Genomic DNA, 24,500 nt, shown 5'->3' with positions numbered 1-24,500 from the left:
GGAGGGAAAGTTATCCCTCGTCCTCCTCATCGGCGGTGAACCCCGGTCGGTACAGGTAGGCGGAGGAGGGACGGTTGGTTTTCTTAATTTGGTCTTTGATGGATTCCAGGTCGATGTAGCGATCCGCCAAGTTGATCAGTTGATCGCTGGTCATGGAACGCAGGCTAACCACCTCCACTCGCGCCCCTTGGTAGCTAACGGCATTGACCGCGTAGGCCAAGTCCCCATCACCGCTCACCAGCACAGCCGTCTCATACCAGCGCACCAGCGACAGCATATCCACGGCAATTTCCACATCCAGGTTGGCTCTCTTGGATCCATCGGGCAACTGGGTTAGCTCTTTGGTAACCACGCGGTAGCCATTGCGGCGCATCCAGAGCAAAAACCCCTGCTGCTTTTCGTTGTTGCGATCGACGCCGGTGTAGAAAAAAGAGCGCAAAAGGGGCGACCGACCACTCAGAGTCTTCAGCAGGCGGGTGTAGTCGATCTCAATGCCCAGTTGCAGAGCGGCATAGAACAGATTGGATCCGTCGATGAATATGGCCACACGCCCACGGTTGTCCTGCAAGGGATCCGCAGGCTGAAAGCCGGGATCAGGATCAAGACGCAGCATTCGGGTTTTCTTCTCCAAGTTTTGACAAAAGGGCAGAAAAAAGAGGTGTTAAATGGGTTTAATCGCCAATACAGCTCTTTCCGGCAGCACTGACTACAGCTAATGCAGACGCCTCTCTTGTGCGATAGGGATCTTACTGCTTCCCAGAGTGATCTGCAGAATTCCCATGAAGTCGGAAAAAGCCGTAAAAGGCTGCCCCAAGCCTTGGGACACATGATTCACCCTAGCGCAGGAGAGACGATCCCCGGAGAAGATTTCCAAAATCCTAAAGAAAAATACCTACGAAAGGAGAGGCTTTGGGGATGGAGTGCGGGGATGGGCCGGTACCTTACCGCTTTTCGAGCCCCTTGCACAGAGGGGTGCTGTGCAGCCGCTACAAGCGGTTTTTGGCCGATGTGGAGCTGGAAAACGGGCAACAGATCATCGCCCATTGCCCCAACACAGGGCCGATGAGTGGGGTCTGTCAGGTGGGGGCACCTGTGTACCTCTCCCATCACCCAGAGCCGAAACGGAAACTGGCCTACACCTGGGAGATGATCCAGGTGGATGGAGTATGGGTGGGGATCAACACCAGCTTGCCCAATCGCCTGGTGGACTGGGGGCTGGAGCGAGGGTGGTTTCCTCAATTGGCAGGGTTTTCCCGCCGGCAACGGGAGGTGACCTGCGGCAAGAGCAAAATCGACTTTCTGCTGACAGGAGACGCTGGCTCGGCCTATCTGGAGGTGAAGAACACCACCTGGGCCAAGGGATCCCGTGCGCTGTTTCCCGATACGGTGACCACTCGCGGCCAAAAACACTTGGAAGATCTGATCCAGATCCGCCAACAGGGTCAGCGTGCCCTGCTGCTGTACTGGATCAATCGCGCCGATTGCACCGAGTTTGCCCCCGGCGAAGAACGGGATCCCCGCTATGCCCGTCTGTTTCGTGAGGCCCTGCAGGTCGGGGTAGAGATGTTGCCCTATCGGGTCGAGGTTTCGCCGACAGGGATCCGCCCCTTGGGTTTGGCCAAAATCGTTGTCTAAGCACCCCAAAAGAAGGGGCAAGCTCTCTGGAAACGGCTGGGGATCGCCTATAATTCTGTTTTCTCCAGATTCTTCCATTTTCCAGGCATTTGAGGACCATGAGCGAACCTTCCTCCCGTCCTCATCACATTGTTCTCACCTCCCATCCCTCCCCTTATGGGACGCAAGCCCAGCCGATTCGCTGGGGATCCTTGGATCCACTGCGGCGGGGGCCGGTGGTGGGTAGCCTAACCAATCTTGCCCATCGCAATGTCATCGGCACCCATGCGGGAGCCTACGCTGTTTACCGGGCATTGGCTGTGGCCAGTGGCTCTCTGCAGGCGGATCACCGCGCCGATTTAACCCATACTGCCCCGGTGGTGTCGATTGGCCCTCACCCAAGCTGGGGAGATCCAGACCGGATTGTGTCCTTGGATCCCTGGGGAGCGGTTGTGGGAGAAGTCTTTGCCCCCCTCTATGCCCAGGGCTACGATATTCGCCCTACTATTGCCATTACTCAGGCCCACATCCACATGCCAGAACTGCAGGAGGCGGTCAACAAAGGGCGGTTGCGGGTGGATGGCCGGATCCTCAAAGACAACGGCAGCCTGGTGGTCACCAAAGCCGCAATCGAGCCGGTCTGGTACCTGCCGGGGATCGCCAAACGATTGCAGGTGAGCGAAAGCCTGCTGCGCCGCACCCTCTTCGAGCAGACGGGAGGCATGTTTCCAGAATTGGTGACTCGCCCAGACCTATCGGTGTTTTTGCCGCCCATCGGTGGCCAGACGGTGTACATCATCGGGCAGGTGGCTGCCATCACCGACCCGGCCTTGCCCCTGGCGGTGCGGGTTCACGACGAATGCAATGGTTCCGATGTGTTTGGCTCGGATATTTGCACCTGCCGCCCCTATCTGGTGCATGGCATTGAAGAATGCGTTAAGACGGCCCAAGCCGGTGGAGTCGGGGTGATCGTGTACCTGCGCAAAGAAGGCCGCGCCTTGGGAGAGGTGACCAAGTTTTTGGTCTACAACGCCCGCAAGCGCCAGGAAGGAGGGGATCGGGCTGATGCCTACTTCGCCCGTACCGAGTGTGTGGCAGGGGTGCAAGACATCCGCTTCCAGGAGCTGATGCCGGATGTGCTCCATTGGCTGGGCATAACCCGAATCGATCGCCTGATTTCCATGAGCGACCTCAAGTATCGAGCCATCACCAACTCCGGCATTGAGGTTCTGCAGCGGGTGCCCATCCCAGAAGAGCTGATCCCGGCGGATGCCCGTGTGGAGATCGAGGCCAAAAAAGCTGCCGGCTACTACACCGAGGGGGAGGTGCTGGATGCGGAGCGGCTGGCCCAAATCCGAGGAAGAGCCTTGGTGGAGTGAGCGGGATCCCTCATGCAAGTGGCTACCTGGAATGTCAACTCCATTCGCACCCGGCTGCCTCAGGTTTTGGCTTGGCTGGACAGCCAGGGATCCCTGGATGTGCTCTGCCTGCAGGAGACTAAGGTGGTGGATGAAGACTTTCCCCGGGCGGCCTTTCAGGAGCGGGGCTTTCATGTGGAGGTCTACGGGCAAAAGTCCTACAACGGTGTGGCTCTGATCAGCCGGGATCCCCCGGAAAAAGTAGAACGGGGGTTTGGTGCGCTGCTGCCTGCGGCGGCAGATTTGGACGAGCAAAAGCGGCTGATGAGCGCCATCTACCGCGGGATCCGTATTCTCAACCTTTATGTGCCCAACGGTTCTGAGGTGGGATCGGAAAAATACGCCTATAAATTGCGCTGGCTAGCCACGCTGAAGGATTACCTCGCCGTTGCCCTGAGCCAAGGGGATCCCATCTTGCTCTGCGGGGACTTCAACATTGCCCTGGAAGATCGGGATATTTATGATCCCCAAAAAGCGGGAGAAATCATGGCTTCCGAACCGGAGCGACAAGCCCTGCGGGAGATCCTGGCTTTAGGGTTTGAGGATGCGTTTCGCAAGTTCACCCCCGATCCCGGCCATTTTAGCTGGTGGGACTATCGCTCGGGGGGGTTTCAAAGGAATCGCGGCTGGCGCATTGATCATCATTATCTGTCTCGTGAGCTACAGGAGAAAGCCACCGCTTGCTGGATCGATGTTGAGCCACGGCGGGCCGAAAAACCCAGCGATCATGCCCCTGTCATTGTTGCCCTGGATATTTAAGCGCCTTGTTATAGTCATTTCAAGCTAGGTTGAGACACTCCCCAAACGCTCCCTGCCACTGCCTTCACCCCTTCTCTCAGAGGAAGAGGGGAGCCAGGCGGAAATGTTTCATTCCTGTTTAAATGACCATAACAGCTCATACCAACCAGCCATCCAATTAAAATGGAGCGGCCTCTTCGAGAATTTTCAGCAGGTGTTGCCGCTGTTCTGAGCTGAGGACCTGTCGCATTTCCAGAACTGCCTCAAAACGTTTGGCATTTACTTCTTGGCTTAGCTGTTGTACCCGCTGAAATTGAGCTGCCACTTCTGACTCAGGGGCATCGCCGACCAGCAACTCCCGCAATCGACCGCGGGCTGCCCTCAACTCCAAAATGCGCTCCAACAACTCTTCCTGTTTGCGGTGGCGGATCTGCTGCAATTGCCGCAACTGCTCGTCGGAGAGGTTCAGCTCCCGCAAATTGCGAGCAAAGGGGCGGCGCAAATCCATCATTCGCAGGGGGCGGGGTTGGCCCATCACCGGTTCACCCAGGGATCCCAGGTAGAGTGGCAAAATGGGGATCCAAATCCAAGCATTTCTCATGGCTCTTTGCAGGCTTTTTCTAAGAATCTGACCAAGAATCTGACCAAGGTCTCAGAAGTCTCAGCGGTGTAATGGTCAATGAAGGGGGATATTCGTGAGGCTGATGGATTTAGGATCCCTCTGGATCGCGTTCTATCCACCAAGTTTCGGTTTCTGTTCCCTCTGGGCTCAGCAAGCTTCCCCAAGTGCTCACCAAAAAACTTTCTAGGGCTTCGGTCTCCTGGGCCACCACCTGTACCTGCCAGCGCTGATAGCCAATCCAGCCCAGCAAAGCGCCCGCCAAAAGGGAGATGCCAACCCAACGCCAAGGGTGCTTGAGCCGGCCATGAAGTGGATGAGTCGCCACAACTTGAAGGATCTGCTCCTCCAGCCCAGAGGCCGCAGGGGGAGGGAGGGGGCGATATTGACGCAAAAAGTGGCGCAGCCGCTCGTCTGCTAGGGGGTTGGGGTGCTCACTCATGGGGTAATGCCCTCGTAAACTACCCGACCCTGACTGCTTCGCAGTACAGGGCGGGCTTTCGGTAGCCCTGCAGTTGGCAAGCCAACCACGGACCTCTAGGCTGGTTTACGGCAGCCCCCAAGAGCGCAATTACGTTTGCACCATTCAAGTCCGCATCCCCTTCCCATCCACAGTTTCCACACTTGAACGACTTACCACTGCGATAGGATTGCGCAGGGTCGGGATGGATGTGCAAACACCGGTGGCAGGTCTGCGACGTGTAGGCAGGCGGAACAAGAATCAGAGAAACCCCTGCAACCCTCGCCTTGTATTCCAGAAATTGACGTAGTTGGTAGAACGCCCAACTGTTGGCCCTGCGCCGCTCGGCTTTGCTGCGGGGTTGTTGATTGACTCTTTTCCGGATCCCTGTCAGGTCTTCCAGGACGATAGCGCTGTTGGTAGCTTTTGCCCTAGAGACAATAGCTTTGGAGATGCGATGATTGACCCACGCCTGAAAGCGCCTCTCCTTGCCAGACAGCCGTTGCAACAGTTGACGGCATCTGCGCCGCGAACTGCGGGTGCCCTTACTGGCTTTGCGTTGAAGTACCGCCCTCAACCGCGAGTGATGGTCTCGGACTTTGTTCAACTGCTGTCCATTCCAGTTATCTCCTTCCGATGTATGAGCAATATCCGTCCTTCCCAAATCCACGCCCAGCACTCTATCCGTGCCTTGCGGTGGGCACGGTTCCGTTTCCACACAGATTTGAATGGAGTAGAAACCGTCTTTGCGCTTGACCAGAGTGGCAGATTTGGGATTGGAGCCTGCCAACTGTTCTCTCTGGTAACGGCCAATCGCCAGCTCAAAGCGCTCTCGACCCCCAACCGTGGTCAGCGACACCGTCCAGTCTTTCTCGCGAAACGAAAAGATACGGGCATCGTAGGTCGCAAAGCCTCTCTTGAACGCTTTGACCGGACGGTTTTTCTGTTGGGCAACTTTACGGGCACCGGCCAGCCGTCTGCAGACCTGCTGAGCCAAGTTACTGGACAAGCCAAACCGAGCGCGAATCTGGTAATAGCAAAGGGACTGGAGTTTGACTGCGTTGACTACTTTTTCTGGTGTGTTTTGGTTGACCCAGTTCAACGCCTGCACAAAGGCATCCATTGTCGCATCCAACTTTGCGGCTTGCGACTGGGACACCTTGAGCTTGCAGGAGACGGTCAGGACTTGGGTCATGGTTCTATCATAACTTCCGCATTCCTCCCGACACTGACCCTACGGGTACAGTGCGGGGCTCCTGCGATTTCTAGCTGAAGTAGGTGTTGACGGATGGTGGCACGAGCGTGAAACAGCCGGGACTTCACCGTTCCCACCGGGATCCCTAAAATCTCGGCGATTTCTTTCTGGGGCAGATCTTCTAGGTCGTGCAGAATCAGAACCATTCTGTGTTCGGGGCTGAGCTGGGCCATGCTTTGCTGTAGAGCCTGTTGGTAGTACAGGTGCATCAGGTCGGGGCCAGGGTGAGCGGCATCCGATCTAAGAGCCGGGTTTTGGATTTGGGAGCGTTGCCGGGCGCAGCGCCGCCGCTGATCTGAGGCCACATTCCAACAGATGCGATACAGCCAAGTGGAAAACTGGGCCGAGCCGCGAAACCGAGGCAACCCTTTCCAGGCACGAATAAACACTTCCTGTACCAGGTCATCCAAAAGATCGGCTCCACACAAGGGATAAAGGATATTCCGTACCGACTGCTGGTATTTGCGGTAGAGTTGGCGAAAGCTCTGGCTGTCGCCGTTGAGGCAGCGCTGGATCAGCTCCCAATCGGATGTATCCTTTGCCGCCTGCACGAGAGGACGCTCCCTTGTTCTCAACCTTGCTTTGTCTGACTCCCAATGCCCCCAAAAGGTTCAAAGGATCCCTGTCTACGATGGCCCTCCACTTCCCGCCAAGCAAGATATGGTCGTTTAGGCTAGAGTGAGACACCTGGGCTATACGAGAAAAGCCTTATGGCCCCATGCATTATTGCTCCGCAGCGCTGACGCGACGACGCGACCAATGTTTTAGGTGTGGGTGCAGTGTCCTAGTTTGAGTCGAAATGACCATACCGGCATCTTCTGATTGCCGTTTTCCCTCAAAGGATACCCGCCGGCAGGTGTAGACAAGCCAATCCCTCTTGCCTGTTCGCACTTTCTCAATCCCAATTCTGTTGAATTCTATTGGCTCGTCGACCTACAATTCCAATAACACCAAAAAGAGGGAATGAAAAGCTGATCTTCATGCCTGCCTGGCCATGGCCAAAACAACTCAGATAACCGATAAACCCGATCTGTTTGGATTCCTCTATCATCACCCGACGCTCATCCTTGCCATTCTGTTGGGGCCACCTCTCATTTGGTTGCTGGTCTTTTACTTGGGGCCGCTGCTGGCGCTGCTGCTGCAAAGTTTTTATCATCTGGATCCCTTTACCGGCCTGATCCTGAGAAAGTTGACTTTGGCCACCTATCGGGAGCTGCTCACTCCTGCCAGCGTGGATATCTTTGTCCGCAGCTTGACTATGGCTTTGGCAGTGACCCTAGCTGCAATTGTGTTGGCTTTTCCTCTGGCTTATACCATGGTCAGACTGGCCTCTCCTCGCTGGAAGGACTTTTTGTACTTGTTGGTGCTCCTACCGCTTTGGTCTAGTTATTTGATTCGGGTTTATGCCTGGAAGTTGATCCTGGCCAAAGAAGGGATCCTTACCTATCTACTCACCCATGTGGGCCTACAGGGCTGGGTGGAAAAGATTTTGCAGTTGCCCGGGATCGGTGGGCCATCGCTGGCTGTATCCAACTTGGGTATTTTCTTGGTGTTTCTCTATGTTTGGCTGCCCTATATGATTCTGCCGATCCAGGCGGCTTTGGAGCGAGTGCCTGATAGCTTAATTGAGGCTTCTGCAGATTTGGGAGCTCAGGGTTGGCAAACGTTCCGCCATGTTACTCTTCCCCTCGCCTTGCCAGGGATCCTGGCCGGGTCGGTCTTCACCTTTTCCTTAACGCTAGGAGATTTTGTGGTGCCTTATTCTCTGGGCAATTCCAGCTATTTCATCGGGCAGGCAGTTCTCGCCTTTCAGGGCACCTCTGGCAACATTCCCTTGGCGGCAGCCTTCACGGTTGTGCCGATGGGGATCATGACCGTCTATCTGCTAGTGGCCAAGCGGCTGGGGGCTTTTGAATCGGTGAGCTGACCCGATCAAGGATTTTTCCAACACATGAGGAGCCAACTGAGCTAGGCTGGTAACTGTTAACGAATGTATCGGGCTGTCCCTATGGTGCTCTTTGGCTTTGGCAAACTTGGCAAGAAACTGTCCCTGCCCAAACCGGAAGAAGCCTTGCCGGGCCGGGCCGAGCCGATGGTGATCGTGAATCGGCATTTTGTCAATGGCCATCCGCTGCAGCCGCCTTTTCCCGAGGGCATGGAGCTGGCCATGTTCGGCATGGGCTGCTTCTGGGGGGCAGAGCGCAAGTTTTGGCAGGTGCCAGGGGTGTTCAGCACAGCGGTGGGCTACGCTGGCGGGTTTACCCCCAACCCCACCTATGAAGAGGTCTGTACTGGCCTGACTGGCCACAACGAAGTGGTGCGGGTGGTTTACGACCCGGCTCAGGTCAGCTATGCCCAACTGCTGAAGGTGTTTTGGGAAAATCACGACCCTACCCAGGGGATGCGCCAGGGCAATGACGTGGGCACCCAATACCGCTCCGGCATCTATGTGTATTCTCCGGCGCAGCGGGAGCTGGCGGAAAAAACCCGCGATCTCTATCAGCAGGCCCTGACCGCCCACGGCTACGGCCAGATCACCACTGAGATCTTAGACGCGCCTGAGTTTTACTACGCCGAAGACTACCACCAGCAATATCTGGCCAAGAATCCGCGCGGCTACTGCGGCCTGGGGGGCACTAAGGTTTGTCTGCCAGAGATCCTCACCGAGCCCGTCTGATCCACACCCTGACGGATTAAAAGATCCGGCGGGAATGGGATCCCCGCTCAAGGAACTCCCTAGCCACTAGGGTTACCACCGCCAGCAAGGAGAGCACCACCGCCGCCGCATAGGCTGAGCCGGTGGCATAACTGCGGTAGGCATCTTCCACGAACAGGGGCAAGGTCTGGGTGCGGCCAATGATGTTGCCGGAAACCACAGCCACAGCGCCGAACTCCCCCATGGCGCGGGCATTGGTCAAGATGACGCCGTACAGAAGGCCCCAGCGGATGTTGGGCAGGGTGATTCTCCAGAAGATCTGCCAGGGGGTCGCCCCCAGTGTTTTGGCGGCTTCTTCCTGGTCGGTGCCTGCCTCCTCCAACACCGGCAACACTTCCCGCGCCACAAAAGGAAGGGTGATGAAAGCCGTTGCCAACACAATGCCCGGAAATGCAAAGATAACCCGCAAGTTCCAGGATCCCAGCCAACCCTGACGCCCGAAGATGAGCACCAGCATTAGGCCAGCCACCACCGGGGAAATGGAAAAGGGCAAGTCGATCAGGCTCAGCAGCAGCGCCCGCCCCGGAAAACGCCGGTGGGCAATGGCCAAGGCGGCACAGAGGCCGAAAAAGGTATTGAGGGGCACAACGACCAGCGCCGTCAGCACCGTCAACCGCAGGGCACTGAGCAACTCCCGCTCCGTCAGGCGATGGAGAAAGGCTGGGATCCCTTCTCGAAACGCCTGATAGAAGATGTTCACCACCGGGATCCCGAGCAGCAGCGCGATGTAAAGCCCGACGATCCCGATCAACAGGCCCGACAGCCATGTTGAGGGCTTCGGTTTGACACCTGCTACCTCGTCAGGTTTCATGGCGACTTCCCCAGGCTTGCAGAAGGTTAATTACCACCAGCGACAGGAAAGAGATCCCCAACATCACCGTTCCGATCACGGTTGCCCCAGCATAGTCGTGTTGTTCCAGCCGCTGAATCACCAGCACCGCCGCAATCAAGTCCCGAAAGGGAATGCTGGAAGCGATGATCACCACAGAGCCGTATTCCCCCACGGCGCGGGAAAACCCCAGGGCCACCCCGGTGAGCACTGCCGGCAGAATCTGGGGCAGCACCACGCGCCGGAAGGTCTGAAAGCGGGAAGCCCCCAAACTCCAGGCTGCCTCTTCCACATCTTTCTCCAGCTCCTGCAACACCGGCTGCACCGTCCGCACCACAAAGGGAAAAGAAATAAACAGCATCGCCACCCCCACCCCCAAGCGGGTAAAGGAGATGCGGATCCCCAAGGGGGCCAAAAGGGATCCAATCCAGCCGTTGCTGCTGTAAACCGTTGCCAGGGTGAGGCCGGCCACGGCGGTGGGCAAAGCAAACGGCAGATCGATCAACCCCTCGAGAAGCTTTTTGCCGGGGAAGGCGTAGCGCACCAGCACCCAGGCAGTCAGGGTGCCCATCACGCCGTTGATCAGAGCCGCCAGCAACGCGGTTACAAAAGTAACTTCATAGGCGGAGAGGGCCACGGGATCCGTCGCGATCCGCCAAAACTCCGCCCAGCCCACGCTGGTGGACTTGGCAATCAAGGCAGCCAGCGGCAGAACCAACATCAAGAAGAGATAGCCCAGGGTCAGCCGCCACGGCCAAGACAGTTGAGACAAAGCTTGCAGCAACGTTTCTCAAGCTCCCACCGGCATTGCGGTCATCTCGGTTTTTTTGACGGGAAAGGCTTTCACCACCTTGGGGCGCACATAGACCTGCTGCCCCACCTGCAGGGGTTGGTTGGCATATTGCTCGCGGCTGAGATGGGCCCACAGGGATCCGCCGTCGCTCAGAACCAGCTCTGCCTGAATCTCCCGACCCAGGTGGATGATCTCCTTAACGCGGGCAGAAACACCACTGCTGCCGGGGTTGACCTCAATCTGCACATCGTGGGGGCGCAAAAAAAGCTGATGCGGGCCGGCCTGCACCTCGGGAAGCTGGCAAAAGAGTTGGGAGCGGGGAGAAAGCTCGTTGACCGGGCCGACAAAGCTCATCACAAAGGGTGTAGCTGGATGGTCATAGATTTCTGCCGGGGATCCCACCTGTTCGATCCGCCCCTGGTTCATCACCACGATCTGATCCGCCACCTCCATGGCTTCCTCTTGGTCGTGGGTTACAAATACCGTTGTCACATGCACCTCATCGTGCAGGCGCCGCAACCACTTGCGCAGCTCTTTGCGGACTTTGGCATCCAGGGCCCCAAAGGGCTCATCCAACAGCAACACCTGCGGCTCCACCGCCAAAGCGCGGGCTAGGGCCACCCGCTGCCGCTGCCCCCCAGAGAGTTGAGAGGGGTAGCGATCCCCGAACCCCGATAGCTGCACCAGCTCCAGCAGCTCATCCACCCGTGCCCGAATCTCGGCCCGTGAAGCCTTGCGGATCTCCAAGCCAAAGGCGATGTTCTGCCGCACCGTCATGTGCTTGAACAGGGCGTAGTGCTGAAAAACAAAACCAATGTTGCGCTCCTGGACGCTGGCATGGGTAGCATCCCGCCCGGTGAGGGAAATCCGCCCCGTATCCGGCTTTTCTAGGCCGGCAATCAGGCGCAGCAGGGTGGATTTGCCAGAACCCGATGGCCCCAAGAGGGCAACCAGGGATCCCGTGGGAATGGTGAGATCGGTGGGGTGAAGGGCCTGAAACTCGCCAAAACGCTTCGATACCCCTTCGATGGTGATACCCATAGGTTCTGCCTAGCTAGTGGTTTGCCTGAGAAGTTGCTGGATGGTTGCCGGCTGAGTCTTCTGGAGAGGGTGAGGGCAGTTAAACTCGCGGCTAATCTACGGTAAACCTGTCAACAAACCGTTGATACAGCTCCCAGGATAACTTGAACGGGGATCCAAAACAAGGGAGACTCCCTACAACTGAGCTTGGATGCGGTCAAACAAGGCCCCATCGGCAAAAAAGCGGCTTTGGACAACCTCCCAGCCTCCCAGGTCGGCGACGGTAACCCGCTTCTCAACAGGAGGGTACCGCCAGGCAAACTCTTGGGCCACCGTCGGCTCCACCGGGCGAAAGCCCACCTCGGCAAAGGCCCGCTGCGCTTCTGGGGTGAATAGGTAGTCCACAAAGGCTTCGGCCACGGCACGGGTACCTTTGCGATCCACATTGGCATCCACCACGGCTACGGGGTTGTCGATGGAAATGTTGGGATCCGGCACCACATAGAACAGGGATTGGCCGCGCAGGCTGGCCAAGATCACCTCATGTTCGTAGGTGAGCAGGGCATCCCCTTGCCCTTTTTGGAAAAAAACATCGGTGGCCTCTCGTGAGTCCCGCGGCAAAATGCGGACATTCTTGTAGACCTGGGTGGTGAAGGCCAGAGCCTGGGGTTCAGGGACAGCGCTCCAGAGGGCTAAAAAGTTCCAGCGGGCGCCCCCTGAGGTCTTGGGGTTGGCGGTAACCACCTGCAAGCCTGGCCGAGCCAGATCCGGCCAAGAGCGGATCCCCTGGGGGTTGCCCTCCCGCGTTACAATTACTGCCACCGAACGGGTAACGATCCCTTGGTTGGGGGTGCGGGCTTCCCATCCCGGCTGGATGAGACCCGCAGCCACGAGGCGCTCCACATCCAAAGCCAGGGCCAAGGCCACCACATCGGCATCCAGCCCGTCAATAACTGCCCGCGATTGCGTTGCCGAGCCGCCGTAGCTGCTTTCCACCCGCACCCGTTGCCCCGTTTTAGCCAGCCAGTGGGCCTCAAAGGCAGGAACGATTTTCCGGTAAGCGTCTCGAGTTACCGCAAAGGAGGCCAGGAGAATCGCTACTTCCTCTCTGGATCCCCCTGAGCCCATACCGCTGACACAACCACTGAGGCCAAGAAGAAGGCCAAAAATTAGGGATCCCATCCCCAGCCACCGCCCCATGCTCACCGGCAGCCTGCGGATCCCGGCCCCAACTCTCCCAGACCAGACCACCTCGATTGCTGAGGGGATCCCCCATTTGTTCGCAGGTGTCCCTTCAGTGTTCATAGCAATCCCCAAAAACTTCTCCTCCTCCTCAGAGGGAGTCCGCCCTCACCCCCAACCCCCCTCCCAAAAGGGGAGGGGACCAGCGCCAGGACTCTTCCCGTCTTATTCTACGGTAAGCCAGTCGGTAAACCGTTTTTAGTTCTCTGGGGATCTCTAGGGGGAGCAGGTGGCGAGGATTGGCGGATCGGAGATTAAAGCCAGAGCAGCCTTGAGGATCCCGGGATCCTCTGGAGAAGGGCGCAACTGAAACCCCAGCCGCTGACACAGGCGGCGCATGGCCTCGTTTTCGCAAAGAACCTCGCCGGTGAGGTGCTGGATCCCTTCGCAGCGGGCCACCTGAATGAGGCGGGTCAACAGCTCTGTGCCAATCCCTTGCCGTTGGTAGGGATCCGCCACCAGCATGGCAAACTCTGCTTCTTGGGGAAAGCCATGTTTTCTGGAGAGGCGGCTGATGCCGAGGATTAAGGACTTCGTCCCGCTGACGCGATTGGCCTCTGGCTCCTGTTTTTCTGCTACTAAGGCAATCTCGCGGTCGTAATCGTTAAAGCAAATGCGGGTGAGGCGCTCGTGGGCGATGCGGGCGCTGTATTTGATCGGGTGGAAGTAGCGCAGATAGACGCTGTAATCAGAGACGTGGCGGTGAAAATCGATCACCAGAGGCTCATCTTCGGGGCGGATGGGGCGGATGGTGATGCCGTCCCGGAAGGGCCAGATGTACTGGGTGGGGTAGGGGCGGATGGCCAAAGGCACCTGGGGATCCTGCTCGGTTCGCAAAATGACGCGGGCATCCAAAGCCAGCAGGCCCTCGCTGGAAGCCAGCAGCGGATTGATGTCGATCTCTTTAATCTCCCGCTGCTCGGCCACCAGTTGGCTAAAGCGCACCAAGAGCTGTTCCAGGGCCTCCAGATCGACAGCTGGGCGTCCGCGTACCCCCCTGAGGGCCTTGTAGATGAGGGTGTTTTCCATCAGGCGCCGCGCCAAGGTGGTGTTGAGGGGGGGAAGGCCAATGGAGCGATCCTGAAACACCTCCACCAGTTGTCCGCCACTGCCAAACAGCAACACCGGCCCAAACTGGGGATCCTGGCTGCTCCCCAGGATCAGCTCATAGCCATCCGTGTCCACCATCGGCTGCACCGTGACCCCCTGGAAGTGCTCCGGCCCCGCTTTCTCGCTGACGTTGCGGAGGATTTGCCCGAAGGCCCGGCGCACCGCCTCAGCATCGGGCAGGTTGAGCTGCACGCCGCCCACATCGGTTTTGTGGGTGAGGGTGTGGGAGTAGAGCTTCACCACCACCGGGTAGCCCATGGCCTCGGCAGCTTCCACCGCCGCTTCGGGACTCTCAGCCACCCGCGTCGGCACCACCGGGATCCCGTAGGCGGCCAGGATCTCTTTGGACTCCGCCTCGGTTAGAAGCGTTCGACCTTCCCGCCGAGCTTGGCTAAAGGTTTGCTGCACCTTGTCGCGCTCTACCGCTGTTGAAGGGGGCAGAGTGGGGGTCTCGTAGAGGGCCTTGAGGTTGTAGCTAAATCGCCACAAATAGCCGAACACCCGCGCCGCTTGATCCGGGTAGCGATAGGTGGGGATCCCGGCTTGGTTGAGGATGTGCTCGCCCGCATCCACGCCAGCTCCCCCCATCCAACTGGCCAGGATAGGCTGCCGGGATCCACTGCGCCGCCAGGTCTCCACCACTTTCTCGGCAGTGGCCGTGGGATCCGTCATGGCTTGGGGGGTGAGGATGACCAGGCAACCCTGGCTGCCGGGATCCCGCAACACCACTTCCAAAACTTGGGCAAAGCGCTCCGGATCGGCATCCCCCAAAATATCAATGGGATTGCCGTGGCTCCAGTGGGGGGGCAAGAGCTGGTTAAGCTGCTCCAGGGTTTGGGGAGAAAGCTCGGCCAGGGATCCCCCGGCGCGGATGAGGGCATCGGTGGCCAGCACCCCTGGCCCGCCGGCATTGGTGAGGATGGTCAGGTGAGGGCCCTGAGGACGGGGCTGTTTGGCCAGCACCTCCGCCAGGTCGAAGAGATCTTCAATGTGATCCACCCGCAGCACGCCGCAACGGCGGAAGGCCGCATCCAAAACCGCATCGCTGCCGGTGAGGGAGCCCGTGTGGGAAGCGGCTGCTTGGGCTGCCGCCTGGGTGCGCCCCGCCTTGATGACAATGATGGGCTTGCTCAGGGCCACCTCTCGGGCCGCGGACAGAAAAGAGCGGGCATCCCCGATGGATTCCATGTACAAGACAATGCTGTGGGTATGGGGATCCTCGCCCAAGTAGTCGATTAAGTCTCCCCAGCCCACATCCAGCATCGATCCCAGAGAGATAAAGGCGCTGAAGCCCACATTTTCCTGCAGGCTCCAGTCCAGGATCGAGGTGCACAGGGCCCCACTTTGGCTGATGAAGCCCACATTGCCGGGCCGGGCCATCTGGGCAGCAAAGGTGGCGTTTAAGCCCGTGTGGGGGTTTTGGATCCCCAGGCAGTTGGGGCCAATCAAGCGCAGCTTCCCAAGGACTCCGTCCCGCTGACGCGATTGGATAGTCTGCTGAATTTGCTTCTCCAGCTCCCAGCCAGCAGGGCCCGTTTCCTTGAAGCCTGCTGAAAGAACAATGGCGCCCTTGACCCCGGCTTCTACGCACTCCTGCACCACCTTGGGCACCCCCGCTGCCGGAATGGCGATAATGGCCAGATCCACCGGCTCCGGCAGAGCGGACAGCCGCTCGTAGGCCCGGATCCCCAACACCTGGTGCCGCTTGGGATTGACCGGGTAAACCGTGCCGCCAAAGGGGTGGCTAATGAGGTTCCACAACACCGTCCGCCCCACGCTGCCCTCCCGCTCCGTGGCCCCCACCACCGCCACCGAACGGGGCAGAAAAATGGGATTCAGGGGATGGGATCGGGCCCTCCAGATATCCACACTGGGATCCAGTCGTTGCCACATACCCTACTCCTTAGGCCAACACTGGTTCCGGCTGGTGGTAGAGGGCAGAATCCACCCGGCAGCCCCGATAGGCCAAAACGTACAGCTCCTTCATGTCTTGAATGAGGGGATAGCGGGGGTTGGCGCCGGTGCATTGGTCGTCAAAGGCTTGCTCCGCCATCGCCTCCAGACGGTCGTAAAACTCCCGCTCTTTCTCCCCCAGGGCCTCGCGAATGGTGGCCGGGATCTCCAGTTTCCGCTTGAGCTCTTCGATGGCCTCGATGAGGCGCATGACCTTTTCATCGTCATCCGCCCCGCCCAACTGCAGGTAATCGGCAATTTCAGCGTAGCGGTGTTTGGCGTTGGGATAGCGGTATTGGGGAAAAATGGCCTGCTTAAAGGGGGCGTCGGTGGCGTTGTAGCGGATGACGTGGGTAATCATCAGGGCATTGGCCAGGCCGTGGGGCAGATGGAAGGTGGATCCCAGCTTGTGGGCCAGGGAGTGGCACACCCCCAAAAAGGCGTTGGCAAAGGCCATGCCGGCAATGGTGGCGGCGTAGTGAACTTTTTCTCGGGCTTCTGGATCTGCAGCACCTTTTTCATAGGCCCGCGGCAGGTAGGTCATGAGCAGCTTGATGGCTTGTAATGCCAGCCCATCGGTAAAGTCGCTGGCCATCACCGACACATAGGCTTCCAGAGCATGGGTGAGGGCATCGATGCCGCCGTAAGCTGTTAGCTTCTTGGGCATCTTTAAGGTGAGATCCGGATCCACAATGGCCATGGTGGGGGTGAGGGCGTAGTCCGCCAGGGGGTATTTGATCCCCACCCGGTCATCGGTCACTACGGCAAAGGGCGTCACCTCGGATCCCGTGCCGGAAGTGGTGGGGATGCAGATGAGCTGAGCTTTTTGCCCCAGTGGCGGCAGCTCGTAAACCCGCTTGCGGATGTCCATAAAGCGCATCGCCAAGCCTTCAAACTCCACCTGGGGCTGCTCGTACATCAGCCACATCACCTTGGCCGCATCCATCGGGGATCCCCCACCGACCGCAATAATCACATCCGGTTGAAACTGGCGCAACTGCTCCAGACCGCGATTGACGTTGCTGAGGGTGGGATCCGGCTCTACATCGTGGTACACATCCCAGCTCACGCGAATCTCATCCAAAACCTGGGTGATGGGATGCAATATGCCCAACTCAAAGAGCGGCTTATCGGTCACCAAAAAGGCGCGTTTTTTGCCGGCCAATTCCCGCAGAGCAATAGGCAGACATCCGGGCTTGAAGTAAACCTTGGGCGGGATCCGAAACCAGAGCATGTTTTCCCGACGTTGGGTTACCGTTTTAATGTTGAGCAGGTGGCGCGGCCCCACATTCTCGGAGATCGAATTGCCTCCCCAAGTGCCACAGCCCAAAGTCAGAGAGGGATCTAGCTTGAAGTTGTAGAGATCCCCAATGGCCCCTTGTGAAGAGGGAGTGTTGATCAAGACTCGACCGGTTTGCAGGGCATTTTCAAAGTAGGCAATATCGTCCCGATTGGCGGGATCTGTATACAAAACAGAGGTGTGTCCCCGCCCGCCGAAATTGACCAGTTGGACAGCAACATCTACGGCGCTGTGGAAATCGTTGGCGCGGTAGAGGGCCAGAACAGGGGCCAATTTTTCGTAGGAGAAGGGCTCCTCCGGCCCCACCTTCTCCACTTCCCCAATCAGCAGTTTGGTGCCTTCGGGTACCTGGATACCGGCCAGGGCAGCGATGGTCTGCACCGACTGGCCCACAATGGCCGGATTGAGGCGACCGTCTTTGAGAAGGATGCGGCGCACGGCTTCGATTTGTTCCGGATCCAAAATGTAGGCCCCCCGATGGCCGAACTCGGCCTTGACCTGCTCGTAGATGGCATCCACCACCACCACTGCCTGTTCTGAGGCACAGATCATGCCGTTGTCGAAGGTCTTGCTCAACAAAATCGAGCTGACAGCCATGGGAATATCGGCACTGGCATCGATCACTGCCGGGGTATTGCCCGCTCCCACCCCCAAAGACGGGTGGCCCGAAGAGTAGGCCGCTTTAACCATGCCAGGCCCGCCGGTAGCCAAGATCAGCTTCACCTCAGGATGCTGCATCAAAGCCTGGGACAGCTCGATGGTGGGCTCATCGATCCAGCCAATGAGCCCCACGGGAGCACCCGCTGCCTCGGCGGCTTCCTTAACCACTTTGGCTGCGGCAATAGTACATTTTTTGGCGCGGGGATGAGGGGAAAAGATAATGCCGTTGCGGGTTTTGAGGGTGATCAGAGCCTTGAAAATTGTCGTCGAGGTAGGGTTGGTTACCGGCACAATACCTGCCAAAAGCCCTACTGGTTCAGCAATGCGCTCGTAGCCAAAGCTCTCATCCCGCTCGATAACCCCGCAGGTTTTCTCGTGTTTGTATTTGTTGTAAATGTATTCCGAGGCAAAGTGATTTTTGATCACCTTGTCCTCCACAATACCCATGCCGGTTTCCTGTACCGCCAGCTTGGCCAACGGGATCCGTTCGTTGTTGGCAGCCAGAGCGGCTCTGTGAAAAATCCGGTCTACCTGTTCTTGGGTGAAAGTTGCGTATTCAGCTTGGGCAGCCTTCACCTGCTGGATCAAGGTTTCCAGCTCGGCTAGATGGGTCACTGGCATCGGTGGATCCCTCCAAAACTCATCAAGACTTAGACGATAGGAACAATTGACAATCGGATAGTTGGAAATAGTCGAATAACCCGAATGGCAATCTAGGCGCCAACAGGAGCAGGAACTTGGATTTCGGTGGTCAGGGTGGGGGGATGGGTGAGCGTATTGTGAATGATGCAGGCATCAACTGCTTTTTCCAGCCCCTTTTGATGCCTTCCGTCCAGCGGGATCCCAGTTTTTACACGAATGTGAATGTTGTCTAGGCGAGCCGGATGCTCAACTTTCTCCGCCGTGACCACCACCTCTAGTCCACTGGGATCCAACTGCCGAGCTTCCAGATATTTGACGGCATAAAAACCAACACAGGCGCCCAGAGAAGCCAGAAACCATTCCGGCGGCGTCATTCCCTGATCTCGACCGTGATTGTCCAAAGGCTGGTCGCTGAGAATGCGGTGCCCTCGGCTTTCCGCTTGGAACTGAACACCATCGCGGTAGGTGACGCAAACTTCCATTGGGGATCCCTCCTCTTGGGGTATTCTTCAGTTCACATAGAGTCCGTAAAGTTAGCCTGGGGATCAACTTGGATTCCAGTCAGCTCAGGGCCAATCTGGAGACGGTGCAGAGATTAACTGTGAATCACTTCGGATCTAAGCGTGACCTGGCTATGCTGACCCAAGCCGCAACTGCAGAATTGTCAAATAGCCACCAGTCCTTGATCCCGAAAGATTTGTAAGGCGTGATTCACCTGTTCGGGTGTGGGTGGATCGACATCGGCAAGGGTGTAAGGCAATCCCAATTGCTGCCATTTGTATTCCCCCATCTTGTGAAAGGGCAAAACTTCCACTCGCTCCACGTTGGATAAGGTGGCCACAAACTCGGCCAGACCCTTAATGTTTTCCTCGGGATCCGTCAAGCCGGGAACCAGCACAAAACGAATCCAGGTAGGCTTGTGGATCTGGTCTAAATAGCGGGCCAGATTAAGAGTGGGTTCTAGCGAAACACCGGTGACCTTTCGATACAGCTCCGGCAGATAAGACTTGATATCCAGCAACACCAAATCTGTATGCTCCAACACAGGCTTGGCTGCTTCCAGTTGCCCATAGCCAGAAGTATCCAAAGCCGTGTGCAAGCCCAACTCATGACAGCGACGGAAGATCTCGGCCACGAAGTCAGGTTGCAGCAAAGGCTCTCCCCCGGTAACCGTAACTCCCCCCGCTCGCAAGTAATTCTTGTAACGTTGGATCTCGGCAATTAAAGACTCAACCGTAACAAGCTGTCCCGCCTCCGGATCCCGACAGTCAGGGTTGTGGCAATACAAACAGCGAAGTGGACAACCCTGTGTAAAAATTACGAAGCGGATTCCTGGCCCATCGACGGTGCCACAGGTTTCCACCGAGTGAATGCGCCCAGCAATTGGTGTCAGGGGGTTCATAACGGTATCCATACTTTTATCCTGGATGACTTTTGCAAAATATCAATCAATCTTGAGGTTTTCTTCCAGATTGCTAACTCAGGTTAAATAGAACACAGTTTCCATTTCTCTTTGGATTAGGTTGGGACTAGATTTTTTTAGATCCCTAGGGTCTTTTAGCTAGACCGCTGCTATCCTGGCTGGAAGGGAGAAAGGGGGATAAAAAGCCGAAAGGGCAGCTTGGGGATCCCACCCAGCTCAGACCGATGGGTCGTGTGGGCTAGGCACGGAGGTATCCACCGTGATGCCGTGCAGGCGGTGGGCCTTGGGATCGAAATCCTTCGGGAAATGGGTATAGGCATCGAAATCTGCGTGATCCAACAAGGCTCCTTCTAAGAGCGCCCCTCGGAAATTGCTGCCAAAGAGGAGACATCCCCGCAAATCGGCTCCCGATAGGTTAGCTCCGCTGAAGTCGGCAAAACTGAGATCGCACCCCCGCAAATTAGCCCCCGCCAAGTTGGCCCCACTGAAATCGGCATAGCTGAGATCGGCACCGGCCAAATGGATCCCCTGCAGCTCAGCCCCCTGCAAATCGATCTCCCGAAAATCGCGCCGTCCTGAGGCATACTGGCTGACCAGATCCGCAGCGCTACAAACAGTCATGATCATCGGGCCTCCTCGGTTATCGATGGGGGATCCCTTCCATCGACCCCGGTATGGGCGGACTTCAGGGATCCCCAGGCTGGTCTTTTAGCAGTGTTGATGGAACGTGCGGTTAATGACATCCAGTTGCTGCTCGCGGGTGAGCTTGATGAAGTTCACCGCATAGCCGGAAACCCGGATGGTGAGCTGTGGGTAGAGCTCCGGGTGCTCCATGGCATGCAGCAGGGTCTCGCGGTTGAGAACATTGACGTTGAGGTGGAAACCGCCATCCCGCATGTAGCCATCCAGCAGCCCCACTAGATTGGCAACCCGCTCCTCCGCTGTGCGACCTAGGGCCGCCGGCACAATCGAGAAGGTGTTGGAGATCCCATCCAGAGCGTCGTCGTAGGGCAGCTTGGCCACCGAAGCCAGCGACGCCACCGCCCCCTTGGTGTCCCGGCCGTGCATGGGGTTGGCCCCTGGGGCAAAGGGCTCGCCCGCTCGCCGCCCGTCGGGGGTGTTGCCGGTTTTCTTGCCGTAGACCACGTTGGAGGTGATGGTGAGGATGGACTGGGTGGGGATGGCATTGCGGTAGGTCTTGTGCTTGCGCAGCTCGGCCATGAAGGTCTGCACCAGTTGCACCGCAATGGAGTCAACTCGGTCGTCGTTGTTGCCGTATTTGGGGAAGTCGCCCTCCACCGCGTAATCCACCACTAGGCCCCGCTCATCCCGGATGGCCCGTACCCGCGCGTATTTGATGGCGGATAGGGAGTCGGCTGTTACCGACAGGCCGGCCAACCCAAAGGCCATGGTGCGCAGCACGTCCCGGTCGTGCAGGGCCATCTCCAGGCGCTCGTAGCAGTACTTGTCGTGCATGTAGTGGATGATGTTCATGGTGTTGACGTAGGTTTTGGCCAGCCAGGCCATCATCTGCGCCATGCGCGGCCACACCTCGTCGTAGTCCAGGACATCGGCGGTGATGGGGGCGAAAGCAGGAGCCACCTGCTCGCCGGAGATCTCATCCCGACCGCCGTTGATGGCATAGAGCAGGCACTTGGCCAAGTTCACCCGCGCTCCAAAAAACTGCATCTGCTTGCCGATGCGCATGGCCGACACACAGCAGGCGATGCCGTAGTCATCCCCCCAGTAGGGGCGCATCAAGTCGTCGTTTTCGTACTGGATGGAGCTGGTTTCAATGGAGACCTTGGCGCAGTAGCGCTTGAAGGCTTCCGGCAGCCGCTCCGACCAGAGCACGGTCAAGTTGGGCTCGGGCGCTGGGCCAAGGTTGTAGAGGGTATGCAGCATGCGGAAGCTGGTTTTGGTGACCAAAGGCCGCCCATCTAGGCCCATGCCGCCGATGCACTCGGTAACCCAGGTGGGATCCCCGCTGAATAGCTCGTTGTACTCGGGCGTGCGCAAAAACCTGACCATGCGCAGCTTCATAACAAAGTGGTCAATGAGCTCCTGGGCCTCTTCCTCGGTGAGGATCCCGGCCTGCAGATCCCGCTCGATGTAGATGTCCAGGAAGGTGGACACCCGCCCCAAGGACATGGCCGCCCCGTTTTGCTCCTTGACGGCTGCCAGGTAGGCCAGGTACAGCCATTGGATGGCTTCGCGGGCGTTGGCTGCCGGACGGCCCAGGTCAAACCCGTAGCGGGATCCCATCTCTTTCAGCTCTTGTAGGGCCTTAATCTGCTCGGAGAGCTCCTCCCGCAGGCGGATGGTCTCTTCGTCCATCGTGTCCAGGTCTAGACTGGCTTTTTGGGCCTGCTTGTCTTCGATGAGCCGATCCACCCCGTAGAGGGCCACCCGCCGGTAGTCCCCAATGATGCGACCCCGACCGTAGGCATCGGGCAGGCCGGTGATAATCCCGGAGCGGCGGCAGCGGCGCATCTCTTCGGTATAGGCGTCAAAAACGCCGTCGTTGTGGGTTTTGCGGTACTGGGTAAAAATTTCCTTGGTGCGGGGATCCAGCTCGTAGCCATAGGCTTTGAGGGAAGACTCCACCACGCGGATGCCGCCAAAGGGCATGATGGCCCGCTTCAGGGGTTTGTCCGTCTGCAGCCCCACAATTTGTTCCAGCTCTGGGTCGATATAGCCAGGGGCGTGGCTGGTGATGGTAGAGGGAACGGCAGTATCGGCATCTAAGATCCCTCGCTCTCGCTCCAGAGCCATCAAATCCTTGACCTTGGCCCACAGCCGCTGGGTGCGCTCGGTGGCTGCAGCTAAGAAGGTTTCATCACCGGTGTAGGGGGTGTAATTGCGCTGAATAAAGTCTCTGACGTCGATGGAGCGCTGCCAGGCTCCCGTTGCAAAATCGCTCAAAATTTTTTGACCGGCTGCGTTGGATCCTGTCCTTGGTTCCGCCTTCAATTCTGTAGGTGATGCTACAGAACGCTGCACACTGGCAACCATAACAATCCTCCCGGCTATTACGCCTGATAATCTATCGACAGGGCGAGGCAGCACCCCGGCCTTTGCCCCACGCAGGCTCCAAAAGAGAGCTAAAGAACCAATAGATCTCTGCAAGGCTTATAGGGATCCTACGAAGGGCTTTTAGCAACTCTTCTGTTTCTTTTTTAGGCGTTCTAAATACACCTCGCCTGATTTAATTTTAGTCCCTTGCGCTCTGAGGATATTTTCGGTTGCGTGATTTTTTAATCTTATTTTCATCCTATTTTTTAATGCTGTTTTAATATCTTCTTAACGTTGTTTTACGCTTTTCCATCGGCAAATGGCGGGCCTATGCTGAGGTAGGACGGCCCAGGTCGTCTGTTGCCGTGAGAACGTCAGGATACTCGGCCTTTGCCTTAGCAGTGCCTTGCTCTATGAACCAGTCCAATCGAATCGTCCAAGGGATCCATCACCTGCACTTCTATCTTTGGGATCTGCCCCGTTGGCAGGAACACTTTTGTCAGGTTTGGGGCTTCCGAATGGAAGGACAGCTCGGCAGTACCCTCTGTCTGCGTCAGGGATCCCTGCGCTTGCGCCTATCTCAGCCGGCTCACGCCGGGGATGAGGTGGATCGCCATTTGCAGCAACATTCGCCTGGGGTGGTGGATGTGGCCTTGGCGGTGGAGGAGCAAGAGCTGTTGGGCTTGGCAGAGCTTTTGCAGAGGCGAGGAGCCCAAGTGGAGTGGATCCCGGCAGAAGACGAAGGCTGCCCTGCTCTGTGCCTGCGCACTCCTTATGGACTCAGGCATTCTTTGATCCCCAGCTCAGGGATCCCCGATTCAGCCCCTGCTGAGGAGAACCTGTTTTCCCACTGGGATCACCTGGTATTGAACGTGGAGCAGGGATCCCTGCAGGCAGCGGCGGATTGGTATGGGCAGGTGCTGGGTTGGCGGTCTCTGTATCGCTATAGCATCCGCACCAACACCTCTGGCCTAGAAAGTGTGGTGGTGGGAGATCCTGAAGCCGGGATCCAGTTGGCCATCAACGAGCCCACCTGTGCCGCTTCCCAGATCCAGGAGTTTTTGGATGCCCATCATGGCCCTGGCCTGCAACATGCGGCGTTGCACAGCTCAGATGTCTTCGCCAGTGTGCGCCGGCTGCGACAGGGAGGCGTAAACTTTCTGCAGGTGCCACCGGAGTACTACACAAACCTGGCAAGGGAGCTGGCTTCTGGAGCAATACTCCGTTCTGGTGGGTTGCCCCCCGCCATCTCCTGGCACGACTTGGTGGAGCAGCAGCTCCTTTTGGATGCCACCTTGCCTGCTTCTGATTCCCCACACCCCCCCCTGTTGTTGCAAACCTTCACTCAGCCTCTGTTTGGTCGGCCCACGTTTTTTTTCGAGGTCATCCAACGATTGGGTGGAGCCACAGGCTTTGGCGAAGCCAACTTTCAAGCCCTGTTTGAAGCTCTAGAACGCCAACAGCGACAACGGCAGCAAGCCCTGGTCTGCTAACACCCTTGTTCTAGGGATCCAGTGGGAGCACCAGGGGAATGTCTCCAGTTAATCAACACGATTGATTGCCCCTGAGTTTCCAGCCGATATTCGGGTATGCGGAAGGCATTGACATCCTCCCCGGCCTGAAGGCCGGAGATTCCTACCACGCTACGCATGGATGGCTCCTTGCGCAGTCGTCTCGGCGGGTTCCTGCTTCC

At 57.7% G+C, this 24,500-nt stretch carries 21 protein-coding genes; 6 read left to right on the top strand and 15 right to left on the bottom strand.

The window, feature by feature from the left end:
* Positions 1 to 10: 10 nt before the first annotated feature.
* Entirely contained in the window at positions 11 to 613 is a 603-nt protein-coding gene (locus ACVWY9_RS08480; protein ID WP_414332504.1) for a LabA-like NYN domain-containing protein, read from the bottom strand.
* Positions 614 to 915: 302 nt separating this feature from the next.
* Between ACVWY9_RS08480 and sfsA the strand changes: the two genes are divergently transcribed.
* The 3 genes from sfsA (at position 916) to xth (ending at position 3,791) form a co-directional block, all read left to right on the top strand.
* Positions 916 to 1,635 carry a DNA/RNA nuclease SfsA gene (gene sfsA / locus ACVWY9_RS08475; RefSeq protein WP_457388066.1) on the top strand — a complete coding sequence of 240 codons (720 nt, stop codon included), beginning with the start codon at positions 916 to 918 and terminating at the stop codon, positions 1,633 to 1,635.
* A 98-nt stretch (positions 1,636 to 1,733) separates the two neighbouring features.
* The gene (locus ACVWY9_RS08470) at positions 1,734 to 2,993 is read left to right on the top strand and encodes a GTP cyclohydrolase II (protein WP_457388065.1); all 1,260 of its coding nucleotides are present in this window, start codon (positions 1,734 to 1,736) and stop codon (positions 2,991 to 2,993) included.
* Between the two features lie 12 nt (positions 2,994 to 3,005).
* Complete coding sequence (gene xth, locus ACVWY9_RS08465; protein ID WP_414330217.1) at positions 3,006 to 3,791, top strand: exodeoxyribonuclease III; 786 nt, start codon at positions 3,006 to 3,008, stop codon at positions 3,789 to 3,791.
* 157 nt (positions 3,792 to 3,948) lie between these two features.
* Here xth and ACVWY9_RS08460 read toward each other — a convergent pair whose 3' ends face one another.
* The 4 genes from ACVWY9_RS08460 to ACVWY9_RS08445 form a co-directional block, all read right to left on the bottom strand.
* Positions 3,949 to 4,371 (bottom strand): Spy/CpxP family protein refolding chaperone, encoded by a 423-nt coding sequence (locus tag ACVWY9_RS08460; RefSeq protein ID WP_414343944.1) that lies wholly within the window; start codon positions 4,369 to 4,371, stop codon positions 3,949 to 3,951.
* Between the two features lie 109 nt (positions 4,372 to 4,480).
* Complete coding sequence (locus ACVWY9_RS08455; RefSeq protein WP_414343942.1) at positions 4,481 to 4,831, bottom strand: hypothetical protein; 351 nt, start codon at positions 4,829 to 4,831, stop codon at positions 4,481 to 4,483.
* 19 nt (positions 4,832 to 4,850) lie between these two features.
* Complete coding sequence (locus ACVWY9_RS08450; protein WP_457388064.1) at positions 4,851 to 6,044, bottom strand: RNA-guided endonuclease InsQ/TnpB family protein; 1,194 nt, start codon at positions 6,042 to 6,044, stop codon at positions 4,851 to 4,853.
* A complete protein-coding gene (locus ACVWY9_RS08445; RefSeq protein WP_457388063.1) occupies positions 6,041 to 6,655 on the bottom strand; it encodes a sigma-70 family RNA polymerase sigma factor in 615 nt (204 codons plus the stop codon). The genes ACVWY9_RS08450 and ACVWY9_RS08445 overlap by 4 nt, the downstream gene beginning before the upstream one ends.
* A gap of 443 nt (positions 6,656 to 7,098) precedes the next feature.
* Between ACVWY9_RS08445 and ACVWY9_RS08440 the strand changes: the two genes are divergently transcribed.
* Together ACVWY9_RS08440 and msrA are read left to right on the top strand one after the other, a co-directional pair.
* Positions 7,099 to 8,031 carry an ABC transporter permease gene (locus ACVWY9_RS08440; RefSeq protein ID WP_414381006.1) on the top strand — a complete coding sequence of 311 codons (933 nt, stop codon included), beginning with the start codon at positions 7,099 to 7,101 and terminating at the stop codon, positions 8,029 to 8,031.
* An 81-nt stretch (positions 8,032 to 8,112) separates the two neighbouring features.
* On the top strand, positions 8,113 to 8,781 hold the full coding sequence (gene msrA, locus ACVWY9_RS08435; RefSeq protein ID WP_414330118.1) for a peptide-methionine (S)-S-oxide reductase MsrA: 669 nt from the start codon (positions 8,113 to 8,115) through the stop codon (positions 8,779 to 8,781).
* A 16-nt stretch (positions 8,782 to 8,797) separates the two neighbouring features.
* On the opposite strand, the gene cysW is transcribed toward msrA, so the two are convergent.
* The 10 genes from cysW to pflB all read right to left on the bottom strand — a co-directional run bounded on the left by cysW (position 8,798) and on the right by pflB (position 22,807).
* Complete coding sequence (cysW, locus tag ACVWY9_RS08430) at positions 8,798 to 9,631, bottom strand: sulfate ABC transporter permease subunit CysW (RefSeq protein WP_414350068.1); 834 nt, start codon at positions 9,629 to 9,631, stop codon at positions 8,798 to 8,800.
* Positions 9,621 to 10,433 carry a sulfate ABC transporter permease subunit CysT gene (cysT, locus tag ACVWY9_RS08425; protein WP_457388062.1) on the bottom strand — a complete coding sequence of 271 codons (813 nt, stop codon included), beginning with the start codon at positions 10,431 to 10,433 and terminating at the stop codon, positions 9,621 to 9,623. Before cysT ends, cysW begins: the two co-directional genes overlap by 11 nt.
* Before the next feature lie 6 nt (positions 10,434 to 10,439).
* Positions 10,440 to 11,483, bottom strand: a complete 1,044-nt coding sequence (locus ACVWY9_RS08420; protein ID WP_457388061.1) for a sulfate/molybdate ABC transporter ATP-binding protein — start codon at positions 11,481 to 11,483, stop codon at positions 10,440 to 10,442.
* Positions 11,484 to 11,657: 174 nt separating this feature from the next.
* On the bottom strand, positions 11,658 to 12,662 hold the full coding sequence (locus ACVWY9_RS08415) for a sulfate ABC transporter substrate-binding protein (RefSeq protein WP_457388107.1): 1,005 nt from the start codon (positions 12,660 to 12,662) through the stop codon (positions 11,658 to 11,660).
* A gap of 258 nt (positions 12,663 to 12,920) precedes the next feature.
* Positions 12,921 to 15,707: a bifunctional acetate--CoA ligase family protein/GNAT family N-acetyltransferase gene (locus tag ACVWY9_RS08410; protein WP_457388060.1), complete on the bottom strand. Its 2,787-nt coding sequence runs from the start codon at positions 15,705 to 15,707 to the stop codon at positions 12,921 to 12,923.
* 10 nt (positions 15,708 to 15,717) lie between these two features.
* Complete coding sequence (adhE, locus tag ACVWY9_RS08405; protein ID WP_414424436.1) at positions 15,718 to 18,348, bottom strand: bifunctional acetaldehyde-CoA/alcohol dehydrogenase; 2,631 nt, start codon at positions 18,346 to 18,348, stop codon at positions 15,718 to 15,720.
* 92 nt (positions 18,349 to 18,440) lie between these two features.
* The gene (locus ACVWY9_RS08400) at positions 18,441 to 18,851 is read right to left on the bottom strand and encodes an OsmC family protein (protein WP_414343934.1); all 411 of its coding nucleotides are present in this window, start codon (positions 18,849 to 18,851) and stop codon (positions 18,441 to 18,443) included.
* A 182-nt stretch (positions 18,852 to 19,033) separates the two neighbouring features.
* Entirely contained in the window at positions 19,034 to 19,783 is a 750-nt protein-coding gene (gene pflA / locus ACVWY9_RS08395) for a pyruvate formate-lyase-activating protein (RefSeq protein WP_414402581.1), read from the bottom strand.
* Between the two features lie 225 nt (positions 19,784 to 20,008).
* Positions 20,009 to 20,419, bottom strand: coding sequence for a pentapeptide repeat-containing protein (locus tag ACVWY9_RS08390; protein ID WP_457388059.1), 411 nt, complete (start codon positions 20,417 to 20,419; stop codon positions 20,009 to 20,011).
* 81 nt (positions 20,420 to 20,500) lie between these two features.
* Positions 20,501 to 22,807 carry a formate C-acetyltransferase gene (gene pflB, locus ACVWY9_RS08385; RefSeq protein WP_457388058.1) on the bottom strand — a complete coding sequence of 769 codons (2,307 nt, stop codon included), beginning with the start codon at positions 22,805 to 22,807 and terminating at the stop codon, positions 20,501 to 20,503.
* Positions 22,808 to 23,220: 413 nt separating this feature from the next.
* On the opposite strand from pflB, the gene ACVWY9_RS08380 reads away from it, so the two are divergent.
* Complete coding sequence (locus ACVWY9_RS08380) at positions 23,221 to 24,300, top strand: VOC family protein (protein ID WP_457388057.1); 1,080 nt, start codon at positions 23,221 to 23,223, stop codon at positions 24,298 to 24,300.
* Positions 24,301 to 24,500: the final 200 nt, after the last annotated feature.

Source organism: Thermostichus sp. OS-CIW-31, assembly GCF_054060305.1.
The sequence above is the reverse complement of the archived record's forward strand: the minus strand, read 5'-3'. Positions and strand labels throughout refer to the sequence as shown.

Bases quoted from the DNA above. Each gene is read 5' to 3' on its own strand.
- msrA (WP_414330118.1), top strand. From the start codon at position 8,113: ATGGTGCTCTTTGGCTTTGGCAAACTTGGCAAGAAACTGTCCCTGCCC.
- pflA (WP_414402581.1), bottom strand. From the start codon at position 19,783: ATGGATACCGTTATGAACCCCCTGACACCAATTGCTGGGCGCATTCAC.
- pflB (WP_457388058.1), bottom strand. From the start codon at position 22,807: ATGGTTGCCAGTGTGCAGCGTTCTGTAGCATCACCTACAGAATTGAAG.
- ACVWY9_RS08440 (WP_414381006.1), top strand. From the start codon at position 7,099: ATGGCCAAAACAACTCAGATAACCGATAAACCCGATCTGTTTGGATTC.
- sfsA (WP_457388066.1), top strand. From the start codon at position 916: ATGGAGTGCGGGGATGGGCCGGTACCTTACCGCTTTTCGAGCCCCTTG.
- ACVWY9_RS08450 (WP_457388064.1), bottom strand. From the start codon at position 6,044: ATGACCCAAGTCCTGACCGTCTCCTGCAAGCTCAAGGTGTCCCAGTCG.
- ACVWY9_RS08470 (WP_457388065.1), top strand. From the start codon at position 1,734: ATGAGCGAACCTTCCTCCCGTCCTCATCACATTGTTCTCACCTCCCAT.
- ACVWY9_RS08480 (WP_414332504.1), bottom strand. From the start codon at position 613: ATGCTGCGTCTTGATCCTGATCCCGGCTTTCAGCCTGCGGATCCCTTG.
- ACVWY9_RS08380 (WP_457388057.1), top strand. From the start codon at position 23,221: ATGAACCAGTCCAATCGAATCGTCCAAGGGATCCATCACCTGCACTTC.
- cysW (WP_414350068.1), bottom strand. From the start codon at position 9,631: ATGAAACCTGACGAGGTAGCAGGTGTCAAACCGAAGCCCTCAACATGG.
- ACVWY9_RS08390 (WP_457388059.1), bottom strand. From the start codon at position 20,419: ATGATCATGACTGTTTGTAGCGCTGCGGATCTGGTCAGCCAGTATGCC.
- ACVWY9_RS08410 (WP_457388060.1), bottom strand. From the start codon at position 15,707: ATGTGGCAACGACTGGATCCCAGTGTGGATATCTGGAGGGCCCGATCC.
- ACVWY9_RS08420 (WP_457388061.1), bottom strand. From the start codon at position 11,483: ATGGGTATCACCATCGAAGGGGTATCGAAGCGTTTTGGCGAGTTTCAG.
- ACVWY9_RS08460 (WP_414343944.1), bottom strand. From the start codon at position 4,371: ATGAGAAATGCTTGGATTTGGATCCCCATTTTGCCACTCTACCTGGGA.
- xth (WP_414330217.1), top strand. From the start codon at position 3,006: ATGCAAGTGGCTACCTGGAATGTCAACTCCATTCGCACCCGGCTGCCT.
- ACVWY9_RS08400 (WP_414343934.1), bottom strand. From the start codon at position 18,851: ATGGAAGTTTGCGTCACCTACCGCGATGGTGTTCAGTTCCAAGCGGAA.
- adhE (WP_414424436.1), bottom strand. From the start codon at position 18,348: ATGCCAGTGACCCATCTAGCCGAGCTGGAAACCTTGATCCAGCAGGTG.
- ACVWY9_RS08455 (WP_414343942.1), bottom strand. From the start codon at position 4,831: ATGAGTGAGCACCCCAACCCCCTAGCAGACGAGCGGCTGCGCCACTTT.
- ACVWY9_RS08415 (WP_457388107.1), bottom strand. From the start codon at position 12,662: ATGGGGCGGTGGCTGGGGATGGGATCCCTAATTTTTGGCCTTCTTCTT.